Source organism: Methanolinea mesophila (genome assembly GCF_017873855.1).
GTDB lineage: Archaea > Halobacteriota > Methanomicrobia > Methanomicrobiales > Methanospirillaceae > Methanolinea_B > Methanolinea_B mesophila.
In genome coordinates this window covers 1,627,408-1,651,984 of record NZ_JAGGKR010000001.1, presented here as the reverse complement: position 1 = coordinate 1,651,984, position 24,577 = coordinate 1,627,408, and the positions used below count along the sequence as shown (strand labels likewise).

The 24,577-nt window shown below is 57.4% G+C and carries 21 protein-coding genes; 15 read left to right on the top strand and 6 right to left on the bottom strand.

Annotation, left to right across the window (positions count from 1 at the left end):
• Positions 1-367 precede the first annotated feature (367 nt).
• The 3 genes from J2741_RS07755 to J2741_RS07745 all read left to right on the top strand — a co-directional run bounded on the left by J2741_RS07755 (position 368) and on the right by J2741_RS07745 (position 3,614).
• Positions 368-1,213, top strand: coding sequence for a hypothetical protein (locus tag J2741_RS07755; RefSeq protein WP_209674546.1), 846 nt, complete (start codon positions 368-370; stop codon positions 1,211-1,213).
• 166 nt (positions 1,214-1,379) lie between these two features.
• On the top strand, positions 1,380-2,219 hold the full coding sequence (locus J2741_RS07750) for a hypothetical protein (protein ID WP_209674544.1): 840 nt from the start codon (positions 1,380-1,382) through the stop codon (positions 2,217-2,219).
• A 486-nt stretch (positions 2,220-2,705) separates the two neighbouring features.
• Positions 2,706-3,614 (top strand): hypothetical protein, encoded by a 909-nt coding sequence (locus J2741_RS07745; protein ID WP_209674542.1) that lies wholly within the window; start codon positions 2,706-2,708, stop codon positions 3,612-3,614.
• A gap of 218 nt (positions 3,615-3,832) precedes the next feature.
• On the opposite strand, the gene J2741_RS13030 is transcribed toward J2741_RS07745, so the two are convergent.
• Positions 3,833-4,885: a PKD domain-containing protein gene (locus J2741_RS13030; protein WP_209674540.1), complete on the bottom strand. Its 1,053-nt coding sequence runs from the start codon at positions 4,883-4,885 to the stop codon at positions 3,833-3,835.
• A gap of 444 nt (positions 4,886-5,329) precedes the next feature.
• Between J2741_RS13030 and J2741_RS07735 the strand changes: the two genes are divergently transcribed.
• The gene (locus J2741_RS07735) at positions 5,330-6,217 is read left to right on the top strand and encodes a hypothetical protein (protein WP_209674538.1); all 888 of its coding nucleotides are present in this window, start codon (positions 5,330-5,332) and stop codon (positions 6,215-6,217) included.
• Positions 6,218-6,438: 221 nt separating this feature from the next.
• On the opposite strand, the gene J2741_RS07730 is transcribed toward J2741_RS07735, so the two are convergent.
• On the bottom strand, positions 6,439-6,657 hold the full coding sequence (locus J2741_RS07730; protein ID WP_209674536.1) for a 4Fe-4S dicluster domain-containing protein: 219 nt from the start codon (positions 6,655-6,657) through the stop codon (positions 6,439-6,441).
• Positions 6,658-6,861: 204 nt separating this feature from the next.
• On the opposite strand from J2741_RS07730, the gene J2741_RS07725 reads away from it, so the two are divergent.
• The 3 genes from J2741_RS07725 to J2741_RS07715 all read left to right on the top strand — a co-directional run bounded on the left by J2741_RS07725 (position 6,862) and on the right by J2741_RS07715 (position 11,314).
• The gene (locus J2741_RS07725) at positions 6,862-7,521 is read left to right on the top strand and encodes an MBL fold metallo-hydrolase (protein ID WP_209674534.1); all 660 of its coding nucleotides are present in this window, start codon (positions 6,862-6,864) and stop codon (positions 7,519-7,521) included.
• Positions 7,522-7,734: 213 nt separating this feature from the next.
• The gene (locus tag J2741_RS07720; protein WP_209674533.1) at positions 7,735-10,209 is read left to right on the top strand and encodes a PAS domain S-box protein; all 2,475 of its coding nucleotides are present in this window, start codon (positions 7,735-7,737) and stop codon (positions 10,207-10,209) included.
• 283 nt (positions 10,210-10,492) lie between these two features.
• Entirely contained in the window at positions 10,493-11,314 is an 822-nt protein-coding gene (locus tag J2741_RS07715; RefSeq protein ID WP_209674532.1) for a methyltransferase domain-containing protein, read from the top strand.
• A gap of 78 nt (positions 11,315-11,392) precedes the next feature.
• Here the strand turns inward: J2741_RS07715 and J2741_RS07710 are convergent, their stop codons facing one another.
• Positions 11,393-13,000 (bottom strand): PEGA domain-containing protein, encoded by a 1,608-nt coding sequence (locus J2741_RS07710; RefSeq protein ID WP_209674531.1) that lies wholly within the window; start codon positions 12,998-13,000, stop codon positions 11,393-11,395.
• A 428-nt stretch (positions 13,001-13,428) separates the two neighbouring features.
• Here J2741_RS07710 and J2741_RS07705 point away from each other — a divergent pair, with 428 nt between their 5' ends.
• A complete protein-coding gene (locus J2741_RS07705) occupies positions 13,429-13,929 on the top strand; it encodes a flavodoxin family protein (protein ID WP_245249448.1) in 501 nt (166 codons plus the stop codon).
• A gap of 100 nt (positions 13,930-14,029) precedes the next feature.
• Here the strand turns inward: J2741_RS07705 and J2741_RS07700 are convergent, their stop codons facing one another.
• The gene (locus tag J2741_RS07700; RefSeq protein WP_209674530.1) at positions 14,030-14,815 is read right to left on the bottom strand and encodes a hypothetical protein; all 786 of its coding nucleotides are present in this window, start codon (positions 14,813-14,815) and stop codon (positions 14,030-14,032) included.
• Positions 14,816-15,020: 205 nt separating this feature from the next.
• On the opposite strand from J2741_RS07700, the gene J2741_RS07695 reads away from it, so the two are divergent.
• The 5 genes from J2741_RS07695 (at position 15,021) to J2741_RS07675 (ending at position 19,462) form a co-directional block, all read left to right on the top strand.
• Positions 15,021-15,743: a hypothetical protein gene (locus J2741_RS07695; protein ID WP_209674529.1), complete on the top strand. Its 723-nt coding sequence runs from the start codon at positions 15,021-15,023 to the stop codon at positions 15,741-15,743.
• A 12-nt stretch (positions 15,744-15,755) separates the two neighbouring features.
• Entirely contained in the window at positions 15,756-16,625 is an 870-nt protein-coding gene (locus tag J2741_RS07690) for a hypothetical protein (RefSeq protein ID WP_209674528.1), read from the top strand.
• A gap of 66 nt (positions 16,626-16,691) precedes the next feature.
• Entirely contained in the window at positions 16,692-17,348 is a 657-nt protein-coding gene (locus J2741_RS07685) for a DUF2179 domain-containing protein (protein ID WP_245249446.1), read from the top strand.
• Positions 17,349-17,701: 353 nt separating this feature from the next.
• A complete protein-coding gene (locus tag J2741_RS07680; RefSeq protein ID WP_209674527.1) occupies positions 17,702-18,214 on the top strand; it encodes a YqhA family protein in 513 nt (170 codons plus the stop codon).
• A gap of 483 nt (positions 18,215-18,697) precedes the next feature.
• Positions 18,698-19,462: a hypothetical protein gene (locus J2741_RS07675; protein WP_209674526.1), complete on the top strand. Its 765-nt coding sequence runs from the start codon at positions 18,698-18,700 to the stop codon at positions 19,460-19,462.
• 328 nt (positions 19,463-19,790) lie between these two features.
• Here J2741_RS07675 and J2741_RS07670 read toward each other — a convergent pair whose 3' ends face one another.
• On the bottom strand, positions 19,791-20,126 hold the full coding sequence (locus J2741_RS07670; RefSeq protein ID WP_209674524.1) for a hypothetical protein: 336 nt from the start codon (positions 20,124-20,126) through the stop codon (positions 19,791-19,793).
• A 304-nt stretch (positions 20,127-20,430) separates the two neighbouring features.
• The gene (locus J2741_RS07665) at positions 20,431-20,817 is read right to left on the bottom strand and encodes a desulfoferrodoxin family protein (RefSeq protein ID WP_245249666.1); all 387 of its coding nucleotides are present in this window, start codon (positions 20,815-20,817) and stop codon (positions 20,431-20,433) included.
• Positions 20,818-21,124: 307 nt separating this feature from the next.
• Between J2741_RS07665 and J2741_RS07660 the strand changes: the two genes are divergently transcribed.
• Positions 21,125-21,946, top strand: coding sequence for a hypothetical protein (locus tag J2741_RS07660; protein WP_209674520.1), 822 nt, complete (start codon positions 21,125-21,127; stop codon positions 21,944-21,946).
• Positions 21,943-24,444 carry a hypothetical protein gene (locus J2741_RS07655; protein ID WP_209674518.1) on the top strand — a complete coding sequence of 834 codons (2,502 nt, stop codon included), beginning with the start codon at positions 21,943-21,945 and terminating at the stop codon, positions 24,442-24,444. The genes J2741_RS07660 and J2741_RS07655 overlap by 4 nt, the downstream gene beginning before the upstream one ends.
• The last annotated feature ends 133 nt before the right edge of the window (positions 24,445-24,577 follow it).

Here is a 24,577-nt window from a genome sequence, read left to right as displayed (position 1 = left end):
TGAAACGTGCGGCAAAATTCCTCGCGAACGCCTGCAAAAGGGTTCTTCGTCAGGTCGGGTGCGGCTGTACGCACGCCTGTGGTCTTCATGGATCCGAGGGATAGTGGCCTTTCCTCTACCGTTGCCATCCGTCAGGTAAGAGTGCACCTCGGCATGGTGTCACATCCCCCTCACCGCCGGTTCGCTCCATTGAACTATTTTCCGAATTCCTTTACTGCATAACTAGGGATATCAACAGATTTTCTCTGAAAAATCACATTTTTCACCAAAAATATTTTATATCCTATAACTTTCACAGAATATCTGCTGAGTATTCAGCAAAAAACGTAGGAGGAATGTTACGATCCGTAAAAATCTCATTCTCTTGATGACTCTTGTCTTCGTGCTTGGCACGGGATATGCAATGGCAGATACCGGCTGCCCCCAGGTCCCTGAGACCCAGGGGTTTACCACGGCCACTGCGATGTCCGTTCTGGGGACGGTGACCGAAACTGACAATATTGTAAATATCATTGCCAATCATGGAGGACCCACCCTTCCATTCCCTATGGGTGCGGTTGGGGAACAATCAGAGTACACCAGCACCTACACTGAAGAGACCATCGCAGACCAGGGTCTTATCACTTACACAAAGGGTATGAGCACCGATACGTCCGGGATGGCGACGACAAATCTGTTCAATGTGCAGACCAGCAAAGTAGTCGAGTTTATCGGGACCGACACCGGCAGAATGGTCTCGGATGAAAACACTGTTCTCGACGGAGCCGGAACGATGTTCGGTGATAGCAATATACTTATTTGCCCCTTCGCCAGCCCGGGTATTAATATAAATCCGCCGTTCTGCAACATTGTTCAGGAAGGATCCGGTGTTGATCTCACCCTCGGCTCGCTCACCACGGAGACTGCTCAGCGATATATCATGGAAAACGCCGGTCCTTCGGTCATGAACCCTGATTATCAATATCCGGTTTCAGATCCGGGAGTCGAGTCAGATTATTCGATCAAGCTTACCGGCTTCGGTGACATCCCTGCGATGGGGAGTGCGGAAGCCTCTATCGAGGTGCATGCCCAGGAATCCCGGTTAGGTTTTGATAAAGCAGAAGACCTGGTATACTCGGAGACCACGACCGCAAGCGGCGACATCACCCTCTTCCAGAAAGTGATGAACTATAATTCAAAGATCACCGGTCCCGGGTACCGGATATTCATTTAACCTTTTTTCTCACATAAAAACGTGAATTTTTCAATAGATGGTTTTATATATACGTTAAATTTTAATCGTATCTGCTGAGAAATCAGCAGAAAGTAGGGGGAATTTTACCATTAAGAGATTTGTTCTACTGACTGCTATCGCGCTCGTACTCTGTACCGGGCTCGCGATGGCCGATACCGGAGTCCCTCAGGTCCCCGAAACCCAGGGATTCTCGACCTCAACGACTATGTCAGCGATCGGGACGGTCACCGAGACCGACAGCGTCGTGAACATTATCGCGAACTGCGGCCATGAGACCCTGCCTTATCCGCTGGGGCTCCTGGTCAGAGATCACGCCGAATACACCAGCACGTATACCGAAAGCACGATCGCAGACCAGGGCCTGGTCACCTATGCAAAATCAATGACCACTGATACGGCCGGAGTGCCAACCCCCAACCTGTTCAATGTGGAGACTGACAAAGTAGTCGAGTTCATCGGCAGCGATACCGGACGCATGACCTCGGACGAGAACACGGTCCTTGACGGCGCCGGTATATCATTCCTTGATTCGGAGATCCTGATATGCCCGTTTGCATCGGGAACTAACAATGTTAACCCGGCATTCTGCAATATCGTTCAGGAAGGGAGCAGTGTCGACCTGACCCTCGGTTCGCTCACCACCGGGACACAGCAGCGCTATATCATGAAAAAGGCGAGTGGAGACGGTGATCCCGATCTGCCGGTCTCGGACCCGGGTGTCGAGTCTGATTACAGCATCAAGCTCACCGGATTTGGGGATATCCCTGCCATGGGAAGTGCAGAGGCTTCCATCGATGTCCATGCCCAGGAAGGCCGGATCCACCTGTCATTCCCGGTACCAGGAATTCATGACCCCAAGGCCGAAGACCTGGTATACTCCGAGACCACTACCGCCAGCGGGGATATCAGCCTGTTCCAGAAAGTAATGAGCTACAACTCAAAGATTACAGGGACGGGAACATCGATCATTCCGACTGGAGCTTAATTTCACTTTTTTTTTCTTTTGAAAGAGGACCATCTTCTGTCTCTTGCACCACGTTAGAGAACGATACCACCACATCGATGTGCCTCTTAAGGAAGGGAGAGAGATTATCGAGTTCACGGTCGGAACCGACCGCACCCCGAAGGCGGGCCAACCTTCTCGTCAAGCCCTCCGCCGCACGCGGTGAGAACCTACCCTCTTTGAGAAGGGTACGAGTTCCAATTCAAAAATCACTGCACCGTCTCCATCCCCTCCCCGGGATAACTTTATTCCCCGATTGAAGGCATATTCAGAACACTCCGCTGCGAGCGGAGAGTATCAATACGCTTCCGGAAAGTGATGAATTATTGATGATAGATTACCACACCGGAATCCTATACTCCCTGGAATTACATTTAAGAGCGAAACCGGCACGCATTTCATAGATGCACTTATATATAAGTTGAATTTCATTTTTATCTGCTGAGAAATCAGCAAAATGTAGGGGGAATGTTTACCATTAAAAAAATTATTCTACTCACGGCAATCGCACTCGTACTCTGTACCTTTGGTGCGATGGCCGATACCGGAGTCCCTCAGGTCCCCGAGACCCAGGGATTTTCGACTTCCACGGCGATTTCCGCACTCGGCACGGTGACCGAGACAGATAGTGTGGTAAATATCGTGGGAAGCCTCGCATTGAACTTGCCGATACCCGCTCCACTGACCACTCTTTACATAGATCAAACGGAATATGTCGGCACATATACCGAGAACACCATCGCCGATCAGGGACTTGTCACGTACACAAAGGGTATGAGCACTGATACCTCCGGCATGGCAACCGAGAACCTGTTCAATGTGCACACCGACAAAGTCGTGGAGTTCGTCGGGACCGATACCGGCCGGATGACTTCCGATGAGAACAGCGTCATTGACGGCGCGGCAACCTCATTCCTGACCCAGTCAATCATGATCTGTCCCTTTGCAGCAGGGCAGGGGCAATTCAATGCGGGATTCTGCAATATCGTTCAGGAAGGGAGCAGCGTCGACCTGACACTCGGTTCACTCGCCACCACGAGCGATCAGCGGTACATCATGAAAAAGTCGGCAAGTGACACGGCCATTGATGTACCGGTCTCAGATCCCGGTGTCGAGTCCGATTATTCCATAAAATTAACCGGGTTCGGTGATGTTCCTGCTATGGGCAGCGCCGAGGCCTACATCGATGTACATGTTCAGGAAGGGAGGTCGCTCTATGGCGAGCCGGGGCCGGGCATTGAGCCCTTGTATCCCAAAGCGGAAGATCTGGTCTACTCCGAGACTACAACCGCAAGCGGAGATATTACCCTCTTCCAGAAGGTAATGAACTATAACTCAAAGATTACCTCCCCGGGCGTATTTACGCCCCCGACATAATTTTTTTTTTTGAGTTATAGCACGACGAATCTTTCATCGCCGCGCTCCCATGGTAGTTGAATTTCACTCCCATTCGCCGGGCAATGGCGGCATAATTCCAAGATTTCCTATTATTTTGCGGACCGGTAACCCTTCGGGATGTCGTATTGTTTCCACCCTCGTACTGACAGCTGTCCAGTCCGGATCGCCACGATCCAGCAGAAGCCCTGCGGAAAAATTTATTTCAGGAGATCGTAGCGGTTGCGCCTGCGATAGATCATAACCGCTATTGCTGCAATGATCGCGATCACCACGATAGCGATGATGATACCGGATAACCCGCCGAGGTCAATCCCTCCGCCGGATGGCACTGCCGCGGTGGATTCCGTGGATAACGATGCACCCGTTCCGGGTGCCCGGGTTGTTCCCGTGACGGATACCGGTGCCGTCGTCTGCGTCGTAACCGGGGAGGTGGGGGCTGACACCGTGACGTAGTTGGGGAGTTTCATTTCATCGCTGGCACCCCCCCCCGTGACGGTCAGGGTCACCGTGTAAGCCCCGGTCTGGGTGTACGTATGGGACGGGTTGGCAAGGGTACTGGTCTCGCCATCTCCAAAGTCCCACTGCCAGGACCCGGGAGACCCCGTCGATGCATCCATGAATGTTACGGTGAGCGGCGCGCTTCCTCTGCGGGGTGCCCCGAAGAATGCCGCCTCAACCCCGGATCCGGTCGACGATGTCGTGGTAACCGAGGTCGTGGTGGTTGTGGCGGTCGTGGTTGCCGTGGTGGTCGCAGTGGTCTCGGGCGTTCTCACCTCGATCAAATCGTTCCTGATGGCGGTGTAACTAAACCCGCCGATGACCGTGTTCATGCTCACGCTGTAGGTCCCTGGTTCGGTATAGATATGGTACGGATTTTGTACATACGCAGTTGTACCGTCGCCGAAAAACCATTCCCACGACGTGGGAGTTCCTCCCGTCGAGGTATCGGTGAACTGGACGCCCAACGGGGCGCTCCCGTAGAGGGGTTCTGCAGCGAACCAGGCGACCGCGGCAACCGGCGCAGATGACGCTATTGTCGTCTGGGTGTTCGTCGTGGTGACGGTGGTCTGGACCGTGGTCTCCGAGGTCGTCTGCGTGCCCGTCGGCGCTGTTGTGGTGGCGTTCGTCGTCTGCGTGGTCGTCACTGTGGTGTTGTCGGCGCATACCGCCGCAGGAATAGCGATCATGATGAGCACGAGTGCAATGACCAGAAGCACTGCCGGGACCCCGGGTATCAGGGCAGTCTTCATAGTACGTGGCTCTCCCGGGACTTTACGGGACCTGTGATTCATCTCTTCGGGCATGGTGTGATACTCCGGGCATTCCGTTCCCGGGCGTGTACCAGAATTCTCTCTCCTCCCTGTAAATATTTCCCGTTGGCTGCACCCTCTCGATGCCTCTCGGCTCACCGGGGAGCGGCTCATATTCGCGAAACCCTCGTATACAAAATTGTCCCGGACCGATTCGAGTGCGGGAAGAGGCAAAAATTGGGATTCTTCGGAAGGTGGAACTCATCGCGTTGTGGTTTTCACATCGATGGACCGGCGACATCGGGCATCCTATGTTCGCCAGGCGCTCATCCCACCTGGCAGAGAAGAGAAAGACCTTCTCAAAAACAATAAAAACATTTTTATTATCGAAAATTTTATTTTTTCGTGCTGATTTGTTCAGCACCTGTCCGAAAAGGGTGAATTATGATCAAAGAGATTTTGGTTTTGTCCGCTATTGCGCTGGTACTTTGTACCCTCCCCGCCATGGCCGACACCGGTTGTCCCCAGGTCCCCGAGACCCAGGGGTTCGTCACCTCGACCGCAATGTCTGCAATCGGTACGGTGACCGAGACCGACAGCGTTGTGAACATCATCGCAAACTACGTCGAAGAGGGATCAACGCTGCCTTACCCACTCGCAGGGACTACGGAGCGGGCCGAATATACCAGTACCTATACCGAGAACACCATCGCCGACCAGGGGCTCGTCACCTATGCCAAGGGAATGACCACCGATACTGCCGGTGCCGCAACGACTGGCCTGTTCAATATCAGGACCGATAAAGTGGTCGAGTTCATCGGGACGGATACCGGCCGGATGACCTCATCCGAAAACTCTGTACTTGACGGGGCGGGATCGGCATTCATGGATGAAGATATCATGATCTGTCCCTTCGCCAGCCCGGGGCTTACCGTTAACCCTGACTTCTGCAATATCGTCCAGGAAGGGAGCGTCGTCGACCTGACTCTCGGTTCGCTTGCCACGGACACCGAACAGCGTTATATCATGGAGAAGGGAGGTATCCGGGGAGGGATCGAGGGATGGGATCTCCCGGTCTCCGATCCGGGTGTCGAATCGAACTACAACATCAAGCTGACCGGGTTTGGGGATATCCCCGCGATGGGCAGTGCGGAATCGTATATCGATGTGCATGTCCAGGAAGCAAGGTACTACAGTGCTATGGAGGACGTGAAAGCCGAGGATCTGGTCTACTCCGAGACATCGACCGCAAGCGGCGAGATTACCCTCTTCCAGAAGGTCATGAGCTATACATCCCGGATCACTGCCCCGGGCGAGTACCTCGTAGGATAATAACCGGCCTCCATTCCTTCTTTTTTCGAGTGCCGGAAGATATCGGAGAGGTTCCCGGGTCTGGTACTGATATTCTTCACGTTCGGCAAAAAATCAGGTATATAATGGCGTTTCAGGGATCTATGCGGCATCATGTACCGGAACACATTTTCCCGCTTCGATTGCGAGGTGGCAGGAATACATCCATGCGACGGCCGGTAAAGAGCCATGAACCGGATTCGTCACGCCCGCATAACCCACCGGGTCTGAATCGCCCCCGTTGGGCAGAAATTCTTGCACTGGAAGCACCCGATGCATGAATTCCCCCGGATCGGTTCAGCGACCTTCTTCGCCATCTCGAACACCCCCATGGAGCACTGGTCCACGCAGGTCCCGCACCCGGTGCATATCGAGGGATCAACGTATATCTCGATGAACAGCGATATCGGCGTGGATTGCATTGGGCCGCCCCCCGGCGGTAATGTTCTCTCTGCGAATATCGGGCATATAGTTAACCCAAAAAGTTAACCCAAAAAATCCGAACGGGGAGTAATCAGGGAGCACCTTGCGGGATTTCTTTGGTGGCGGGGAGTATTAATCCTGAAAATGTTTATCCCCTTGGTATCCGTCCTTCTTCTGGGAGCACGATGCAGGAGACAAGACCAGTGCCCGAGGTTATCCCGGTCAGGCTCGGTATCACCACGGCATTCATCGTAAGGCAAAAGGGGGTGATCCTCGTTGATACCGGGTTTCCCGGGAGTGCGGATACGATCCTCCGGGTAATGGAGCAAAATACCATTGCGCCCCGGGATGTCCGCCTGATTCTCCTGACCCACGGCCATGCCGACCACGCGGGCTCGGCCGCGGAGCTCCGTGCCCGGACCGGGGCCGGGGTTGCCATCCACCCCGCCGATGCGGAGATGCTCCGGTGCGGCGACCAGGGGTGCCTCCGTCCCACAAGTCTTTTGGGGAGAGTCCTCGGGCCGTTCTTCGGAGGAAAAAAGAAATCCTCGTTTCCTTCACTGGACCCGGACCTGGTCCTTCGGGAGGGAATGAGCCTTGAACCCTACGGGATATCCGGCACGGTACTATGTACCCCCGGCCACACCCCGGGATCGGTCTCCATTCTTCTCTCCTCCGGAGATGCACTCGCAGGGGACCTTCTTTTCGCCCACCCGCCTTCCGGGCGCCCCGGGCTCCCCTTCTGGGCCGAAGACGTCGAGACCGCGAAGATGAGCATCCGGACCCTGCTCTCATACCATCCGGCCAGGATCCACATCGCTCACGGGGCCATGGTGAGGGGAGACGCGGTGAAGATCCCTTGAAAACTCCGTATCACCGGAATTTTGTGGGAATATCCTGTCCGGCACTTTCCGCCCTGCGGCCCCCGGCACTCCATAGGATCCGAAGTATATCAGGCAATTTATTCCGACGGATTTCATAGAGCAACTTATATACCCGCGAGCATAATTGAGGCATACAAATCCCGGATGGAACCTCCCCACCACCCCATTCCCGGGAAACCGGTGATGTTTCAGATGGCAGCCCCTTCCGGCAAGGACCAGAATATCCAGGCGTTCAGGCATCGGCTCAGGGCCCACCCCTTCCTTGGAGCGATCGTCATCTTCGTAGTTCTTCTCCTGCTCCTCAGCTGGGGCGCCCAAGTCTACGTCGACAGCCTGGAGGGCCAGGACAGGATTGTCACCGACCGGCACCTGATGGTGTACAGGAACGGCCTTGAAAATTCCCTCTATTCCCGGATCGTATTGGTCCGGGATACCGGCGCGACGGTCGAGGGTCAGGTGGAATCAACAGCCCCTCCTGATTTTTATGAAATTCTTTTCATTACCGCCTCTTCCAATCCCGCCATTCAGGACATCTCCATAGCCCCCGGGGGAGTTGTGGAGTACCAGTACTCCTCAAATAACCCGACCGGGAACCCCCGGGTCGACCTCGTCCATTCCTCTGACCCTGAGGTGAGGACTGAAGTGGCACGTGCCCTGGAGTCGAACGACGTGGTGGTGGGGCGTCCCATGACACACCCTGACGGGAGCCAGACCCTGGTGATCAGGAAGGCAATCCGGAACGAGAGCGAGGTATGGGGCATCCTCACCGTAACCTTCGATCTCTCCCCCCTTCTCCAGGAATCGCTCGGGCCCGGGAATACCTCGGCGCTTGCGCTTGCGATACGGGACGGGTCCGGTGAGGTCTTCTACGGTGATCCCGCCGTATTTGGCGAATCTCCTGTCATCCGGAGGATAAGCGTCCAGGACGGGTTCTGGGACTTCGCCGCAACCCCTCCCGGCGGGTGGGACGCCGCGGTTGCAGGGCGGATGGGAGTCTTCTGGGCCGGGGGCCTCGCCACCCTCTTCCTGGTGAGCGGCCTCGTATTCCTGGGAATATCCTCTCATTCCTCGCTTACCCGGGCGGTGAAGGAGAGGACCCGGGACCTGGAACAGGAAAAGGCGACCCTGAAGAAGATGAACCGGGCGCTCGAGGTGATCAGCGAATACAACTCCGACCTGGTCAAGGCAAAGACCGAGCCCGAACTCCTCCAGCAGATCTGCGACATCCTGGTCACCTCGGGGGACTATCCGTTCAGCTGGGTAGGGTCGCTTTCACCCCGGAACCATCCGCACCGCCTGTCTCCCCTGGTATGTGCAAGGTCCCCGGGGGTGAAGGGAGAAGACATTTTTTCTCGAGGGCGGGACCTTTCGAGGGAGGAATCGATCGCGGAACAGGCCGTGGCGAAGTCTTCTCCCGTTATCATGAGGTGTCCGGAGCCGGGGACGGAAGACCCTCTCCGTACGGAATGCGCACTCTGTCCGGACTGCAGGTCCCTGATAGCCCTGTCGCTGCTCTCCGGCGATCCGTCGCCCCTCGTGCTGGTCATCTATTCCACGAGCAGTGAAGCGTTTGACAACGAAGAGGTGGCGCTCCTCCTGCAGCTCTCGGCCGATCTCTCCTTCGGGGTCCGGTCCATCCGAACCAGGGTTGCGAGGGACGCGGCAGAAAAAGAGCTCCTGGTAAAGGGGTACGCCCTCAACTCCTCGGTCTCCGGGATCGCTCTCGCGAACCTCGACGGACGGTTCACCTACGTCAATGACTCGTTCCTGAAAATGTTCGGCTATACCCGTGCGGAAGAGGTGCTTGGCAATTCCATTTTCTCCTTCGACCCACGGAACGAGTTCGAAAAAGAGCTGATCAAGACCATCATCGATACTACGATGAAAGACGGCGGGTGGATCGGCCAGGTCGAGCCCGTCAGGCGCGACGGGACGAAGTTTTACGCGGACCTCCTGGTGAACCTGGTGCACGACGGGACAGGGACGCCGCTCTGCATGATGGCCTCGTTCATCGATGTTTCCGACATGAAGAACGCGGAGGAACGTATCGCCTACCAGGGGCGCCTGCTCTCCGAGGTGGCCGAGGCGATCGTGACGGTGGACGAGAACTTCCGGATCACCTCCTGGAGCCCGAAAGCGGTGGCGATGTTTGGCTGGGAGCGCGACGAGGCGACCGGAAAGAAGCTTGAAGACCTTCTCCGGAGCCAGTTTCCCGGAATTGAAGAGAGGGAGAACTACCGGGCCAGCAGGGAGAAAGGAGTCTGGTACGGGCAGACCAGGCAGCGGAAAAAGGATGGGACGCTCCTCTACGTGGACCTCATCACCATCGCGACGCGTGATCCGGACCACAAGATCGACGGGTATGTCAATGTGATGCATGACGTCACGGACCGGGTCAGGATCGAAGAACTGAAACGGGAGGCATTCAGCCAGATTGACAAGAACTTCATGCAGATGGCGATCTTAAACGACGAGATCCGGAACCCCCTCTCGGTGATCGTGGGGCTTGCATCCCTCGAGGGGGGCGAGACCGGGGAAAAGATCATCCGGCAGGCCGAGGAGATCAATGCCATCATCACCCAGCTCGACCAGGGGTGGATCGAATCCGCAAAGGTCCGGGAATTCATGCGGAAACACTACGGGGCCGAGGAAGAGCGCCGTAAATAACCCGGGCTCCGGACAGGGACTTATGGTCCTGCTCATCTACAGCCCCCGGGAGCGTTGCATTGAGCCACCGGGTGGCATTATGGCGGCGTTTCGGATACAATCACGGACAAGGAACCCCGGTCCTTCACGCATACAGCCCCCGGGAGTATGGCATTGCGCCCCTGGCGATGGTATGGCGGTGTTTCGGATACAATCCCTGACCGGGGTGGATCGATTGTTTGTCCCTCCCGCCCTCTTGTTTTTCATGGTGCAGCGCGCAGTAATCCTTTGAGGAACGGATCCCGTGTACACCTGGAACCCCGGCGACTACGCACGGCATTCTTCGGCCCAGAAAAAGTGGGGCGAAGACCTGATCGGGAAACTTTCCCTTCGGGGGGATGAGCGGGTCCTCGACATCGGATGCGGAGACGGTGCCCTCACCGCGATGATCGCCTCCCTGCTTCCCCGGGGCGAGGTCACCGGTATTGATCGCTCCGGGGAGATGATCGCCCACGCACGGTTCCGTTACCCTGTCGCGGAGTACCCCAACTGCCACTTTATCGCGGTCGATGCCCGGGAGATGATCTTCGAGTCGGAGTTCGACCTCGCATTCTCCAACGCCGCCCTGCATTGGATCCGTGAGCAGGGACAACTGCTTGAACGGCTCTCCCGGGCATTGAAACCCGGTGGAAGGCTTCTCTTCCAGATGGGGGGATACGGCAACGCAGAGGATTTCTTTGTTATTGCCACCACGATTGCCACCGAATACCAGTGGAAATCATTTTTCGAAGGATTCACACCCCCCTGGCGGTTCTGTTCCGACAGGGAATATTCCGTGCTGCTGGAAGCGGCAGGATTCATCCCTCTTCGTGTCGATCTCGTTCCGGTGGACATGGTCCACGCTGACAGACAGGGGCTCGAAGGATGGGTCCGCACCACCTGGATCCCGTTCCTGGAGCGACTCCCTGCATGCAAACAGGAAGAGTTCATCGGCGAGGTTGTCGACCGCTACCTTGCGTTCCACCCGACTGACCGGGAAGGCCGGACCCACGTCCGGATGGTAAGGCTCGAGGCGGAAGCGGTAAAGACTGGTCCGGGTGCCGCGAGAGTACTCAGGCACGTCTGAGAGAGAGTGTTTTTTTTGAGAGAGAACCCGTCCGGGGGTACTACGCCCTGATCTCGAGAAAAAAGGGTATTCTGAAGATTACAGGAACCCGGGCACCAGGTTTGCGACTATCCTGGTGAGCGTTCCCTGCTGGATATTGACCGTGCTCTTCCAGCTCTCGTACCCGGTCAGGTTCACCATCACGGTATGATTCCCTGCGGGGATGTTCGAGATGATCTGGGGTGCATCTCCCTTGAGCACATTATCGATGTAAATCGTTCCCCCGGTCGGATTGGATACCACCATCAGGTTCCCGGCCGGGACCGGGGTCTTGGTGGGGGTCGGTGTCTTGGTGGGCGTGGGGAACGTGGGGATCACGGTCTTGGTGGGAGTCGGGGAAGTATTCGGCACCGATACCGGTACCAGTTCCGCGTTCACCCTGGTGGTGTTCCCTTCAGTTACAGTGGCCACGGTCTGCCATGTTTTGTAGCCGGTCTTCTCCAGTTTCACGGTGTGGTTCCCGATGAGGGTCCCGGCAAGGTTGACCGGGGTGAGTCCTTTACTGACCCCGTCGACCCAGATCGCTGCGCCGGTGGGGAAAGACACCACCGAGAGCGTTCCGTAATGGGGCGGTGTTGAGGGTGTGGGGATCGTGGTGACGGTAGCAGTTCCCGTCGTGTTCCCGGTGGGGGTGGGATCGGCACCCGGTACCAGCGCGGTATATATCGTAGTGAGGGCGCCTATCTGGCCGTAGGCGGTCGTCTCCCAGGTTTTATAGCCGGTCTTCTGGAGCTTCACCGTATGAGATCCCTGGGTAAGCCCGGTGACCACCAGGGGGGTCATTCCCCGGTAAACGGAATCTATGTAAATCGATGCGTTCGCAGGGGTTGAGTAGATCCCGAACGTTGCGGAGACCGTATAGTTGTTGACCGGAGTGGTTGTTGCAGTGGGGGTAGCTGTCGCAGTCACGGTCGTGGTGGTGGTCCCGGTAGGCGTGACTGTGCTGTCGCCCGGAGTCAGGGTGGCGAGGACCTGGGTGGTTTCGCCTCCCCAGACATAGACCTGCTGTACCCACGAATGATACCCGGTCTTATCAAGTCTCACCAGGTGGTACCCGGTGGTGAGGTCCGAGATGATCCCGGGGGTGATTCCGCGATAGGCGTTGTCGATGTAGATCTTCGCGGCCTCCGGATCGGAGACTATCTGGAGATTTCCAAATGCAGGGGTGGGAACCGCGGTGGTACCCGCCGTGGTGGGTGCCACGGTGGTCGCGGTGGCCGATACGGTGGGGCTGACCCCCTCGACAAGTCCGGCAAAGACATTGGTCGTCGAGCCCACCTGGACATAGACCGATGATTCCCAGTCCTTGTACCCGGTCTTTTCAACTTCAATCAGGTGATTTCCCTGGGCAAGCCCGGTGACCACGATCGGGGTCATCCCGCTCGCGACCCCGTCCACCCATACCGACGCTCCCGTAGGATTCGAGGAGACCTGGATGCTCCCGGAGGGGACATACGGGGTGGGGGTCGGGGCAGTAGTCGCGGTGGTAGCGGCAACCAGGGCGTTCACGGTGCTGGTCAGCGCCTCATCACCGGAAGACGTGACATTTCCTGCATCCCCGCCTTGTTCGTCGGCAAGAACAGGCGCGATAAAGACAATGCCGAAAATGACCAGAACGATCAGAAAGACAGTAGTTGATATTCTCATGTTGATGCCTTCTAAGTACTCTTCTGTAAGGGTTAATAAGTATTACGTGATATTATAATTATTGTTAAATAAATTAATTTCCACAGGTCCGGGCATTCCGGATTTCCCGTTTGGGAAGGGAGGCCTTCGGACACCCCGGATCCTGCGCAACTTTTTTCCCGCATGTGCGATGCCCACACAACTCCACTCCGGTTCCTGCGGGGCCGATAACGAAGTTTTAAAGGATATTCCACGAATTTAGGACAAAAAGGATGAAGATTCCGCGTTTCCGGACCGGGTGCCGGGGGATGCGGGTCCATGACCTGTCGTGATGGAGGTCGGGACTGGCCGGACTGATCCGGGACGGAAGAACAGGGGGAGGAATAACCGGGACCGTTCGATCCCCGGTCCCGGGGGCAGGTCTTTTATCCTGTGCGGGTCATTGCTTCATGATCCCTATGAACGTGCTTGTCGTGTATTATTCCTGGAAAGGGCACACCGAATATCTCGCACAAGAGATTGCAGGAAAACTCGGCGCCCCGCTGGTAAAAATAGAGCCGCTCGCCGACCCCGGACCGGGCATGTTCGGCAAGGCAATGAAGGCCCTGTTCACGAGAAGAGAGAAGATCAGGCCCTGCCAGACCGACCTTTCGGGGATCGATCACCTGGTCGTCGCCACCCCCGTATGGTCCGGGAAGGTCCCCCCCTACGTCCACGAGTATCTCTCCCGGGTGAGCAACTGTGAGGGGAAGAATTTCTCCGTATTTGCCGAGATGGGCGGCAGAGGAGCGGATTACGCGATCATGTTCGTCCGGAAGATCCTCGGGGAGAAGGGGATGCTCTTCGTAGCCTCGGGGTTCACCATCGAAAAGGATGTGGATGCCCGGACGGTAGGCCCGCAGATCGAGGAGTTCGTGCGGGAAGTGCAGGGCACGTTCCCGGAAGAATGAAATTAATTCCCCAGGTCCCGGGGTACACCTGAACGGTGCATTGCCGGGCAGGGCCGGATTTTCCCGCACTGCTGAAAAATCCCGCCCTTTCAACCCTTATTTAATGTTCAGGGCCCGGGATTCCTTCTTTTTCCAAAAAGTAATTCTCCATCTCGAACAGTATGGTAAAATCGACATCTGCATACGCATGGGCTCCATATTCGAACGGGTCGTCCATGTCCTTGATAAGTAGCAGGAGCCCGATGATCGTCACCGCGATGACAAAGAAGATCACCAGCCCTTCGTAATACGGGTCAAGCTTGATGAAGAGGAGCACAATCAACACCCCCACCGTTGCCAGTTCCGCGATCGCATACGCCGCCGGAATGAACGAGGTCCGGGCAATGACCTGGACCCGGTTGGTGAGCCGCTCGATTGCGGAGACCTCTGCACGCAGTTTGACCAGGAACTGCGGGGGGACGTTCTGCATGGCGAGCGCCGCAATGTCGTCGTTCAGGAGGTCGATCGCACCCGTAATCTCCCGGGAATCCCACCTGTTCCCCTTGAAATTGCTATTGATCACCGCAAGGAGCCTTTGCGCATGCTCCTGAACTGCCCGCACCGTACGAGTATCCCCCACCTGGATCAGCCGTGCATCCTGGTACACGTTCTTGAATGCCCCGGCAAGTTCCGCAGGAATTTTCTCTGCTTCCTTGAAATCCACAAGGGTTCCGGTAAGGATGATGGCCAGCGTGAAGATTGCTCCTCCGACGAAGGAACCCACAACCGTATTCACCGTGATGAGGTCGAGCCCGAATGTGTCGATTGCGAGACGGACGAGCAGCAGTACGATGACAATGCCGGCCGCCTTAAGCACAATCCCCCACTTCTGCTCAAATTTATTCATAAATCAAGCGATAGGACGAGCCCCGGGATAGGTTTTACGGTTTGTTATCCGCATGTGCCGGGTGAGGCGGGAGGGAGAAAGAAAAGGATGTTTTTCAGGACTTTTTTGGCATACTATCCACCTCGGCCCCGAATCCCGGATTGCGGGAGAGAATCATTAAATAGTTCCTCAGTATACAGCCACTCCTCGGTAAAGAAGGAACATCATGACACGTAAGTCCGTATCATCTGCAGTTCTGGTCGCGGGGATCGTCCTGATCCTCGCGGTGTGGTGTGCAGGGTGTACCACGCCGGTCCCGCAATCGCCCGCGGCAGCGCCCGCGGTGAAACAGGTCTCGCATTACATGGATGCGCTCCCTTATGCGGGCGAGGTATTCCCCGGCCCGCCGGTCAACGTGGTTGTGGATACCGATACCCGCATGGTCTCCGGTTCGTCCATGAGCGTGAAGAACAACGGCGTGGAATACGGGGTCGGGCCGGCAACCGTCGACGAGAGCGGGGTTACCCTCCGGCAAATGTTCTCCCCGGATGCACCCGACGGAACCTACACGGTGACCTATACTACTTGCTTGGAGACCGGGGGATGCGAGCAGGGGACCTACCAGTTCTCTATAAACCGGTCTCTCGCGAGTTCCTATACCGACCTCCGGGGACAGTCGGCGGTCGTCATCAACATCGTGAACGGTGAGAAAGACCCGCGATACGTGATCGTCAGCCCGGGTACCACCGTTACCTGGACGAACATGGATACCGTGAACCACACTGCCGACTCGGATACCCACATGACCCACTCCAATTACCCGGAGATGGACTCGGGCGACCTCACCCCCGGGGACACGTTCACCCTGGTGCTTGACAAACCCGGCGTGTATCCGAACCATTGCAGCGACCATCCCGAGACCGAGCATGCAATCGTGATCGTACAGTAGCAACAGTGAGGAATGGAGAGGAGTGGAGTGGAGTGGAGCGGGATCATGCCCGGAAAAAGAGGTGGCAGTGGAGCGTTGCGGGTTCCCGGGGGCAATCGGAACGGGAGGCGGCGGCGGATCTCCTTTTTCGTTTTTATCCTCCTCGTCGCCTTCCTGGCCGTGCCGGTAACCGCACACCCCCCCTCCGCCATCGCCCTCTCCTACGATCCTTCCGCCGGGCAGCTCACGGTGGATATCACCCATTTTGTGACCAACACGAGCGACCATTACATAAAAGAGGTCGTGGTCCGGTCCGGGGGGCAGGTCGTGATCGCGGACCAGTATACCTCCCAGCCCGCGAATGCGAGGTTCACCTACCAGTACCCGGTTAAGGGACAACAAGGAGAGGTCCTGGAAGTGACCGCAACCTGCAACAAGTACGGGTCGCTCACCGAGCAGCTGCAGGTCGCCGCGTTACCCAGCTCGGCCGCCGCTTCGGGGATTCCTTCGATCTGGCCGTTGCACATGGGGCTCATCCTCGTCGGGTTCGCCTGCATCGGGTCGGCAGTGTTCATCGCCAGGACCCGGAGATCAACGCCCGCCTGGTTCCGGATGCACAAAGGGCTCTCTCACGCCGGGGCGGGGTTCGTGGTCGCCGGACTCGGGGTAGCGATGTACATGGTTGCCGTCTCCGGAGGCCCGCACCTCCGGGTCCCCCATGCCTATATCGGGGGGATCGCCGTCCTGGGGGCGGTAACCGTGCTCGCGGCGGGGATCGCGAAGGTTTACCTGAAGAGCAGGAAACCGATCGTCCGCAGCCTGCATATCCGTATGGGCTACCTCACGGCCGGGCTGATGGCGGCCGGGATCGCCACCGGGATATTCCTGGCGTTTTCAGTCTGACACCGAGGTCAAGTGTCCGGCGGGGGCAAACCCTCTTGTATCCGCCCCGTTTCCAAGATTCTCTTCATGCAGACCCGGCGGCTCTCTTTCACGAGGGCGGTCCTCCGGAACTCGTCGGACCATAATCTCCTTACCTTTGAACACGCCACCTTCTCTCTGCGAATGTCAAACCCGGAGATCTATCTCCCCCTTATAATCCTGGTGGCCCGGATCGTGGAGACCAGCATGGAGACCATCCGGACCGTCTACATCAGCCGGGGTCACAAGTACCTCGCCGCCGGGATAGGCGTGGTCAAGGTCGGCATCTGGCTCCTCTCCACCGGGCTGGTGCTCACCAACCTGCAGAATATTCCCGGGATCCTCGCCTATATCGTGGGATTCGGTATCGGTACCATCCTGGGGATGAATATCGAAGACCGGATCAGTATCGGGAACGTGCTGGTCCGGATCATCAGCCCCCGGGACCCCGCCCCGCTGGTCGAGCGGCTGGGGGAGATGGGCTACGGGATCACCCGTGTCGAGGGGACAGGGCGGTTCTCCCCGAACGTCTCGGTGCTCCTCCTCATCGTACCCCGAAAAGAGCTCGAGAACCTGGTGGCCCTGCTGAAGAAAGACTATCCCGACCTGCTCTTCACCGTGGAGGACATCCGGAAGGTGAGCGAGGAGGGGAGGATCTTTCACGGGAAGCATACACGCTGGATCGCCAGGTTCTTCGGCGGATGAACCTTCCTCGGCGGACAATCCATTTCTTTATTCAGGGAATGGAACTCCACCGGGTCGCACCTGCGACCACCCGCGGGGAGTTCTTTTTGCGGTTATCGTTCCCCCGGGGTATCAAAAGCCCTGTGAGGATGTTGTCGCAGACCTCACGGATCTCATAGCTTTCACCGCGATCTCCGATATTCTGATTCCTGGCGGATTCAAAAACTGAAGAGCGGCATGTTCAGAACGGTATCTGAGACCGGCAGATTGTGTGACCCGGACACCGATATCCGGGCGCCGGCATCCTGTGCCTCCCGGATCCGGCAGACATTGAAAACCACTTCCTTAATGTGCAAAAAAATCGATAATTCATCATGGCCAGGGCCTTTCATTCTCTCTACAAATTCAGGTACCTCACGTTTCTCGCCGTTATCGGCTCGCTCATAGGCTCGTTCCTCCTCCTCTACATCGGCCTTTCCCGGATATTCGAAGGCATGGTGGTGCTCTTCACCGACATCAATATCCACACCGACATGAACCTCCCGGCCCATCTCTCCGAGGACGGGCTCGTCACGGTGCTTATCGTCCAGGCGGTGGATGTGTTCCTCTTCGCCCTGGTGCTGATGATCTTCGGGATCGGGATCTATACCCTGTTCATCCTGAATCCCGACGAGCCGGAGAAGCAGAAGATCCCCTCCTGGCTCCAGATCAACAGTATCGGGGAGTTGAAGACAAGCCTCGCCGGGGTGATCATCATCATCCTCTTCGTCAACGTGCTGGAGAACATCATCATCGTGGGATACGAGAACCTTGCCTGGGAGGTCCTGATAATTCCCATCACCATCGCACTCCTCGCGGCCGCCCTCTATCTCCTCCCGAAACATTAACTGAAGCCTCCCGGATCCGATTTTAACTTTTTTCCGGCTTTGCCGGCATCCTTGCCTCGTGATGTTCCCCGGGCGTTGTACCCGCCACTTCGGGCCAACCGCGGCGCGATAGCCTCCGCATTAGTTTAACCCTGGCGGACATCGCTCGCGATCAACCGATAAGAAGAACCCGGACGGTCGAAGCCGGCAGGCCCTGCCGGGGTGAGCAACTGCCAGGCAGATCACCCGGAACGTCATTTCGGTTACATCAGACTTCTTCGATACTCCCGACATCGTAGTTATTCCACTCCCTGGAACTGATGATCGGTCCGGGGTGCTATCACGCGGACATGCCGCGCCCGGCGGATCATATCTTCCGGGGGATCCATAACTTCCAATAGAATTGAAGCTATTGCCACTACAATCGTGTTGATATTTTCAGGGAGTCAACCGGGAGTACAGGTGCCGGAATGTCCCGGTACAGTAAGGAAAGAGCATTATACCATGAGAAAAAGCAGCATTTTCATAATTTCCATCGCACTCGCGATGGTCCTCTCCGCGGGAGGGTTTGCCGCTGCGGCGACTGTCGCCACCGGAGACATCTCGGAGACGAGCTCGCTGGTCTGGACGATCTCTTCAGACGCGATCGATGGCGTGCTGGTGCCTGGAGAGGCCCAGTCGACGAGCACGTACGGGGAATCCACCCACGCGACCGGTGGCACTTCGGGGTACTACAAGGTATTTACCCTCGATACCGCGAACAAACCCCGGGGCCAGTATAACGTGGACTCGACCAGGATCTTTTCGTTCGACGGGATCGGGGACGGGAACGGTACCGGACGGGCGGTATCGACCGAGAACATCGGGATCGATACCATGGGAATGCCGAGGAACGCGTCATCCGTGAGCGTGAACCCGTTCCTGGAAAATACAGTGATACCTGCATTCCACAACACGGTCAACGCAGGGAGCTCCTTCGACCTTTCCCAGGGGTCGCTCGCGACCCGGGCGCAGTCACGGACCGTGACCCCCACTGCTGATGTCCCGGTGGCTCTTAACTACGACGTGAGCCTCACCGGTCTCGGGAGCGGGCCTGCGGTGGGTTCGGCAGGGGCGTACACGAACGGCCATATCGAGGAGGGCCGGGGAAACACCACCGATAAAGCCACGGATATCGTGTTCTCCCAGTCTTCGACCGCCAGCGGTCTGATCTGGGTGTTCGACAAGAACATCGGCTACGAGTCGGGCATATCCCGCCTGACGGTATAACCCCCATTTTTTAGAATCGTCAACTGATCAGCTCGTGTAATTCGTTCTCACGATCAGCGTAACCGCGATAATTCCGATAGTACCGGGGTTCTCCGGAGAGGATCCCTGGACCGGAATGGGCGAGCAGGAACTGCATGATACGCTCCTGAATTCAATAAAAAAGTCATCTCATTATTTCAAATGTCACGTTGGACGCTACCCGGTGGCGGGTTCTGATTGCGGAAATCCTATCCATCATCAGTATATGCTTCCGCCTGAAGGGAGTGTTTCCCGGAAGACCGCCGCCTCGCTTCCCGGGAGTCCCCTCGTAGCCCCCGGGCCTCACCCTTCAGCCGGTCCGGTAGTGCGCCGGGAAATAGATCGCGTCCGTTGTCTCGTCATAGAGCACGGTCTCGATGAGAGGTTCGGCACATCCGGGATCGACGTCGTTACAATAGGTCACCAGGTAATGGCCCGGCGACTCCTCTTCCCAGGTACCGGTAAAGGTCGAACCCAGCGCCTCGGCAGAGAAGGTATGGTCCTCGTTGAACGTGTACCGTTCGGTATAGTTTTTCCCGTCCGACCATTCCCAGGTGCCGATAACCCGGTCCCCGCCCTCGTCGAGGCAGCCGGAAATAAGAACGCACGCGAGCGCGGCGATACACACAAGCGAGATCTTCTTCATTTTTTCCCATGTGGATCTCTTTCTCAATGCTGATGAATCATTCCGGGTCCTGGCGGACCGGTCCCTGCATCATTCCGATACCTGGTCCCTACCCACCCACCGGCCTGTGAACACCATGACTATGGTCGGTTCAGACCAGTCTCCCGGGAGTATCGACAGGACGAGGCACTCTGCAGTGCGAGGGATATCCCCCGCGGGATCATCCCGATGACGAATCAACGCCGGAATCAGCATGTACCCGTGAGAGAAAAAGGACATGAAATAACGGGATCTTTTGGACTTTTCCCGGGTGACCGCGACCTGTTCACCCCTTCGGTTTTGACGGCCGGTTCGACCAGAGGCCGTGATCTTCGCAGTAGACCCTAACTTTCGACCCGGGGCCGACCCCGAAAAATTCCGCCTCCGGGGTGTCGCCGGGGGACAGTCCCATCACCTGGAGTTTCTTTCCTTCGGTCACCTCGATCCACTCGACGAAGTGGTCCGCCTCCATTGGCGATTCTATACCAGGCACCCTGACCCGGATGCCCGTTCCCTTCTTCTCGATCACCGGGACATGGTCTTCGCCCGGCACCCCGGGGCCCTGTTCGGCGAGCTTCTCCATGAGCTGGTCGCAGCAGATGGTACGTCTCCCCCCGTCGCGGATGATCATGGCGAGTTTCCCACAGAGATTACATCTCATGATCTCGAGCATTCGATCCACCAGGTGAGGAGAATGACTTCTACTATAAAATATTTTCCCAAGATTTCCACTGGAGATGGGAACTTGTGCGTTGCAGTGGAAATCCCTGCGTATCTTGTCCCTAATCGAAATCAGAACCTTTATCCACTACTGAAGTAAGCTAATTACTCCTGACCAGATGTCAGGGTAGGGAGGATACATATTGACCTATAAGCCATTTTTTCTTTTAGCGGCAGCCATTGCGCTGCTCATCCTGTGTCCGGCGGTCTGTGCGGATGTCCCGCCCGCGGCTGTTCCGGAAACCCAGGGATTTTCTTCAATGACTACCATGCAGGTCCTCGGGACGGCCACGGAAATTGATTCCATGACATGGCAGATCTCGAACCTGAACCTTGACGGAACTTTGAGTGCCGCCGGGGGCGCACTGATATCCACTGACGGCGGGGCCGTGCTGGTCCCGGACCTTCCTGTCTTTGACGATATCCTCGGCGATACGCCGGGAGAGGTGCAGTATACCGTTGCATACTCGGAAAATACCCTTGCGGACCAGGGCCTCGTGTCCTATGCCAAGTCGTCGGACCTTGACACCGCGAACCAGGTAGTGGGGACGAGAAACCTCGAGACCTCGAAAGTCCTGGAATTCGTAGGGTTAGATACCGGAAGGGCGGTCTCCTCGGAAGACATGGTGGTTGACGGGGCGGGATCGATCGGGATCACCGACGACCTGTTCATCTGTCCGTTTGCCGCCGCGTCGACCGGCATCACTCCCGAATTCTGCAATATCGTGGAGATGGGCAGCACTGTGGACATGACCATAATGTCGCTCGCTACGGGCGCATCTGAGCGCAATGTAGCGGCATCGGCCGATGTTCCTGTTGCCGCGGACTATGTGATCGCGGTGACCGGGTTCGGGGATGTACCGGCATCGGGGTCCGCTTCAGCGTTCATCGACGCCCACCTTCAGGAAGGATCCTCCACGTACCTGGGGACCTTTAACTTCGAGCCCTTCGGTGCCGTGGATGCATACCTGACCGACAAGGGTGAGGACGTCCAGTACAGCGAGATGACCACGGTATCCGGGGAGATCACCGCATTCTCGAAGGTGCTCTCCTACCAGTCCGGAATACGGAGAACGGCATGAAACTGACGTATCTTGCCGGAGTCCTGCTTGTCGCCCTGTTGGTCGGGGCGGCGGGCGCACAGACCTTCAATTTTGAAGGCACGACTTCAAACGGGCAGTACTCGGGGACGCTGGTCGTCGGGGACGACGGCTCGAAGGCATTGTCCCTCGCAGGTGTTTCCGGCGGGACGATGAAAGAACCCGAATATTCCACTACCGCCGTAGAGCCCGAGAACGACCCTATGGTATCACAGGAATGGACCGTTGACGCCACAGGCGGCGAAGGGTTCGTAGGCTGTTCGGTCATCGGCGCTTCGGGCGACCAGGCCTGGACTGCGACCGACCTGGCCGGAACAGCGGCGACGATCAGCCAGGAAGCCGGGACCTTCGACGGTTCGATATGGATGCTCGACCTCACCGGCGTATACGCCGGCCAGGAGGTCTCGACGGGAGGCTTCGGTGCTCTGTCGAGTCCGGCCCCCGTAGGATTCGTGCATTCGGCCAGCGCAGCGACTTCCCTGAAGGGAGACAGTGCTTCGGTGGACGTGAATACCACCGGCATGCTGGACCTTATCCAGGGTGCTGCGGCCGGGAGCGCTTCGGTCGCATTTGACCCCGTCTCCGTGGGAGTGAACGGTGCAATCGCAGGCCAGAGCGGGGTGTCGGGAAGCGACATCCAGGGAACCGGGACCCTCGGATCTGACGGCACAGGTAACGTACGCATATCCGGGACCGCCGTGGATGCACAGGGCAGCACCGCAGCGACCCGCACTGATGTAGTGGACGGTTTTCTCTTCTTTGACCAGGTCGTCGGTGCAGGCACCCTTGATGTGGCAGTCGACCTGCTCGCAGGCGGGCCCGTGGAAGATGCGCTTGGAGGAAACGCTTTGGGCGCCTTCGCCGTGCAGGATATCGACGGATTCGCCGCTTCGCAGGTTTCGTCCAGCACGATCTCAGAATCTGCAGGGGGCAACGGTGCAGCCGTAAGAGTACGCACTGACGGTTCCTTCGAATACATTCAGGCTGCGCTCGCGGGCTCTGCTTCGGCAGATCTCGGACCGGCGGATGTAGGACTCGACTGTGCCCTCGCAGGCCAGGGAGGAGATTTAGGGACCGATGAACGAGGGATAGTATCTGGCAAGGCATCGGACTCGGACGGGAACTGGGCCTTCACCGAAACCAGAATGGAGAGCGGCTCCCTCTTCTTCGTCCAGGTCGTCGGAGCCGGAAACACCGGCGTGGATTTCGACGCCGGCCTCCTTGAAGCGGCCGGTTCCAGTCCCCAGGCATCAGGCTCCGGTGCCTTCGGCATCCAGTATCTGGAGGGAGATGTTACCGGTTCGATTTCATCAGTGACGGAGGCTTCCTCGGCAGAAGGGAACGACGCTGAGGTAAGGCTCCGGACAAACGGGAACTTCTTCAATTATGGCCAGGGAGCCCTTGCGGGCACCGTATCGGCGAGCCATGGTGACTCCAGCGTGGGAGTTGACGCGGCCCTCGCCGGCCAGGGTGGAGAGTTCTGGAACAGTGTCGCCGGGAACGGGATGGTGTCCGGCAGGGCATCGGACTCGAACGACAACAGGGTCTTCACCGATTCACGCGTGGAGAACGGCTCGCTCTCCTTCCTCCAGATCGTGGGTGCTGGAAATGCCGACGTCGACCTCGATGCGGACATGCTGGGAAGCTCCGGCGATGACCCGCATGCGGAAGGTTCGGGTGCGTTCGGCTTCCAGGCAGTAGAGGGAGAGACCGCTGGCGGAGAGATCGAATCAGTTACGGGTGCATTCTCAGCCGGACATGACGCCGCCCTCGTGGTCGCGGCCTCTTCCGGGAACTCGACCGGGAGGCTTGCCCAGGTAGGGGTCGCCGGCGGTGTGAATGTCGATACCGGGTGTGAACACTCGGATGACTTCCTGGTCAACGGCGCACTTGCCGGCCAGATCGGCACCTTCGAGAAGACCGCACCAGGTCCCCAGGAATCCGTTGCCCTCGCATTCGGGGTCGATTCCCAGCGAGACCGCGGATTCGTGCTCTCATCGTCAGAGAACGGCACTCTGGAGTTCGCCCAGCTCGCACTGGCCGGTGAGGTCGATGCGGGAGAGCCCGGGAACGTGACCGCTGCACTTGCCCTCCAGGTAAGTAACGTAACCGGTTCCGACGGGCAGGTCCTCGCGAAGAGTTCGAATGCAATAGGTGACGAATCCCTGGTGAACGTCACGTTCAGCAACACGAACAAGAACAAGATCGGGTACATCGCCTCCGCGTCTGCGGCAGGTGCAGGTACCGTGAACTCGCCGTACCTCATCCCTGTGATCGGGGACGATTCCATCTCCGGCACCGGGGCCGGGTTGTACGAGTTCGGCCGTAACGGCACGCTGAACAACTACAACATGACTGCATATGCAAACCTCGAAGGACTGGGATCGGACATCGATTCGAAGACCGGGAAAGTGAATCTTCACTACGCCTATGCCTATACCGGGCTCGGCGACTTTGACGCGAAGGTCGGGAACCATTAACCCGATCCCCCTCGTTTTTTTTTAATTCTCCCGATTTTCATACGTGTCCCCTAAGTCCGGCCGGTACCCGGATCCGAAAAGATCGTGCAGTAGTATCCCTTTTCACGACCGATAACGCTGAACCGCCATCGAC

What these genes read in the sequence shown, in the direction of transcription:
- J2741_RS07755 (WP_209674546.1), top strand. Translation starts at nt 368, where the DNA reads ATGACTCTTGTCTTCGTGCTTGGCACGGGATATGCAATGGCAGATACC.
- J2741_RS07750 (WP_209674544.1), top strand. Translation starts at nt 1,380, where the DNA reads ATGGCCGATACCGGAGTCCCTCAGGTCCCCGAAACCCAGGGATTCTCG.
- J2741_RS07745 (WP_209674542.1), top strand. Translation starts at nt 2,706, where the DNA reads ATGTTTACCATTAAAAAAATTATTCTACTCACGGCAATCGCACTCGTA.
- J2741_RS13030 (WP_209674540.1), bottom strand. Translation starts at nt 4,885, where the DNA reads ATGAAGACTGCCCTGATACCCGGGGTCCCGGCAGTGCTTCTGGTCATT.
- J2741_RS07735 (WP_209674538.1), top strand. Translation starts at nt 5,330, where the DNA reads ATGATCAAAGAGATTTTGGTTTTGTCCGCTATTGCGCTGGTACTTTGT.
- J2741_RS07730 (WP_209674536.1), bottom strand. Translation starts at nt 6,657, where the DNA reads ATGCAATCCACGCCGATATCGCTGTTCATCGAGATATACGTTGATCCC.
- J2741_RS07720 (WP_209674533.1), top strand. Translation starts at nt 7,735, where the DNA reads ATGGCAGCCCCTTCCGGCAAGGACCAGAATATCCAGGCGTTCAGGCAT.
- J2741_RS07710 (WP_209674531.1), bottom strand. Translation starts at nt 13,000, where the DNA reads ATGAGAATATCAACTACTGTCTTTCTGATCGTTCTGGTCATTTTCGGC.
- J2741_RS07705 (WP_245249448.1), top strand. Translation starts at nt 13,429, where the DNA reads ATGATCCCTATGAACGTGCTTGTCGTGTATTATTCCTGGAAAGGGCAC.
- J2741_RS07700 (WP_209674530.1), bottom strand. Translation starts at nt 14,815, where the DNA reads ATGAATAAATTTGAGCAGAAGTGGGGGATTGTGCTTAAGGCGGCCGGC.
- J2741_RS07695 (WP_209674529.1), top strand. Translation starts at nt 15,021, where the DNA reads ATGACACGTAAGTCCGTATCATCTGCAGTTCTGGTCGCGGGGATCGTC.
- J2741_RS07690 (WP_209674528.1), top strand. Translation starts at nt 15,756, where the DNA reads ATGGAGAGGAGTGGAGTGGAGTGGAGCGGGATCATGCCCGGAAAAAGA.
- J2741_RS07685 (WP_245249446.1), top strand. Translation starts at nt 16,692, where the DNA reads ATGCAGACCCGGCGGCTCTCTTTCACGAGGGCGGTCCTCCGGAACTCG.
- J2741_RS07680 (WP_209674527.1), top strand. Translation starts at nt 17,702, where the DNA reads ATGGCCAGGGCCTTTCATTCTCTCTACAAATTCAGGTACCTCACGTTT.
- J2741_RS07675 (WP_209674526.1), top strand. Translation starts at nt 18,698, where the DNA reads ATGAGAAAAAGCAGCATTTTCATAATTTCCATCGCACTCGCGATGGTC.
- J2741_RS07670 (WP_209674524.1), bottom strand. Translation starts at nt 20,126, where the DNA reads ATGAAGAAGATCTCGCTTGTGTGTATCGCCGCGCTCGCGTGCGTTCTT.
- J2741_RS07665 (WP_245249666.1), bottom strand. Translation starts at nt 20,817, where the DNA reads ATGCTCGAGATCATGAGATGTAATCTCTGTGGGAAACTCGCCATGATC.
- J2741_RS07660 (WP_209674520.1), top strand. Translation starts at nt 21,125, where the DNA reads ATGACTACCATGCAGGTCCTCGGGACGGCCACGGAAATTGATTCCATG.
- J2741_RS07655 (WP_209674518.1), top strand. Translation starts at nt 21,943, where the DNA reads ATGAAACTGACGTATCTTGCCGGAGTCCTGCTTGTCGCCCTGTTGGTC.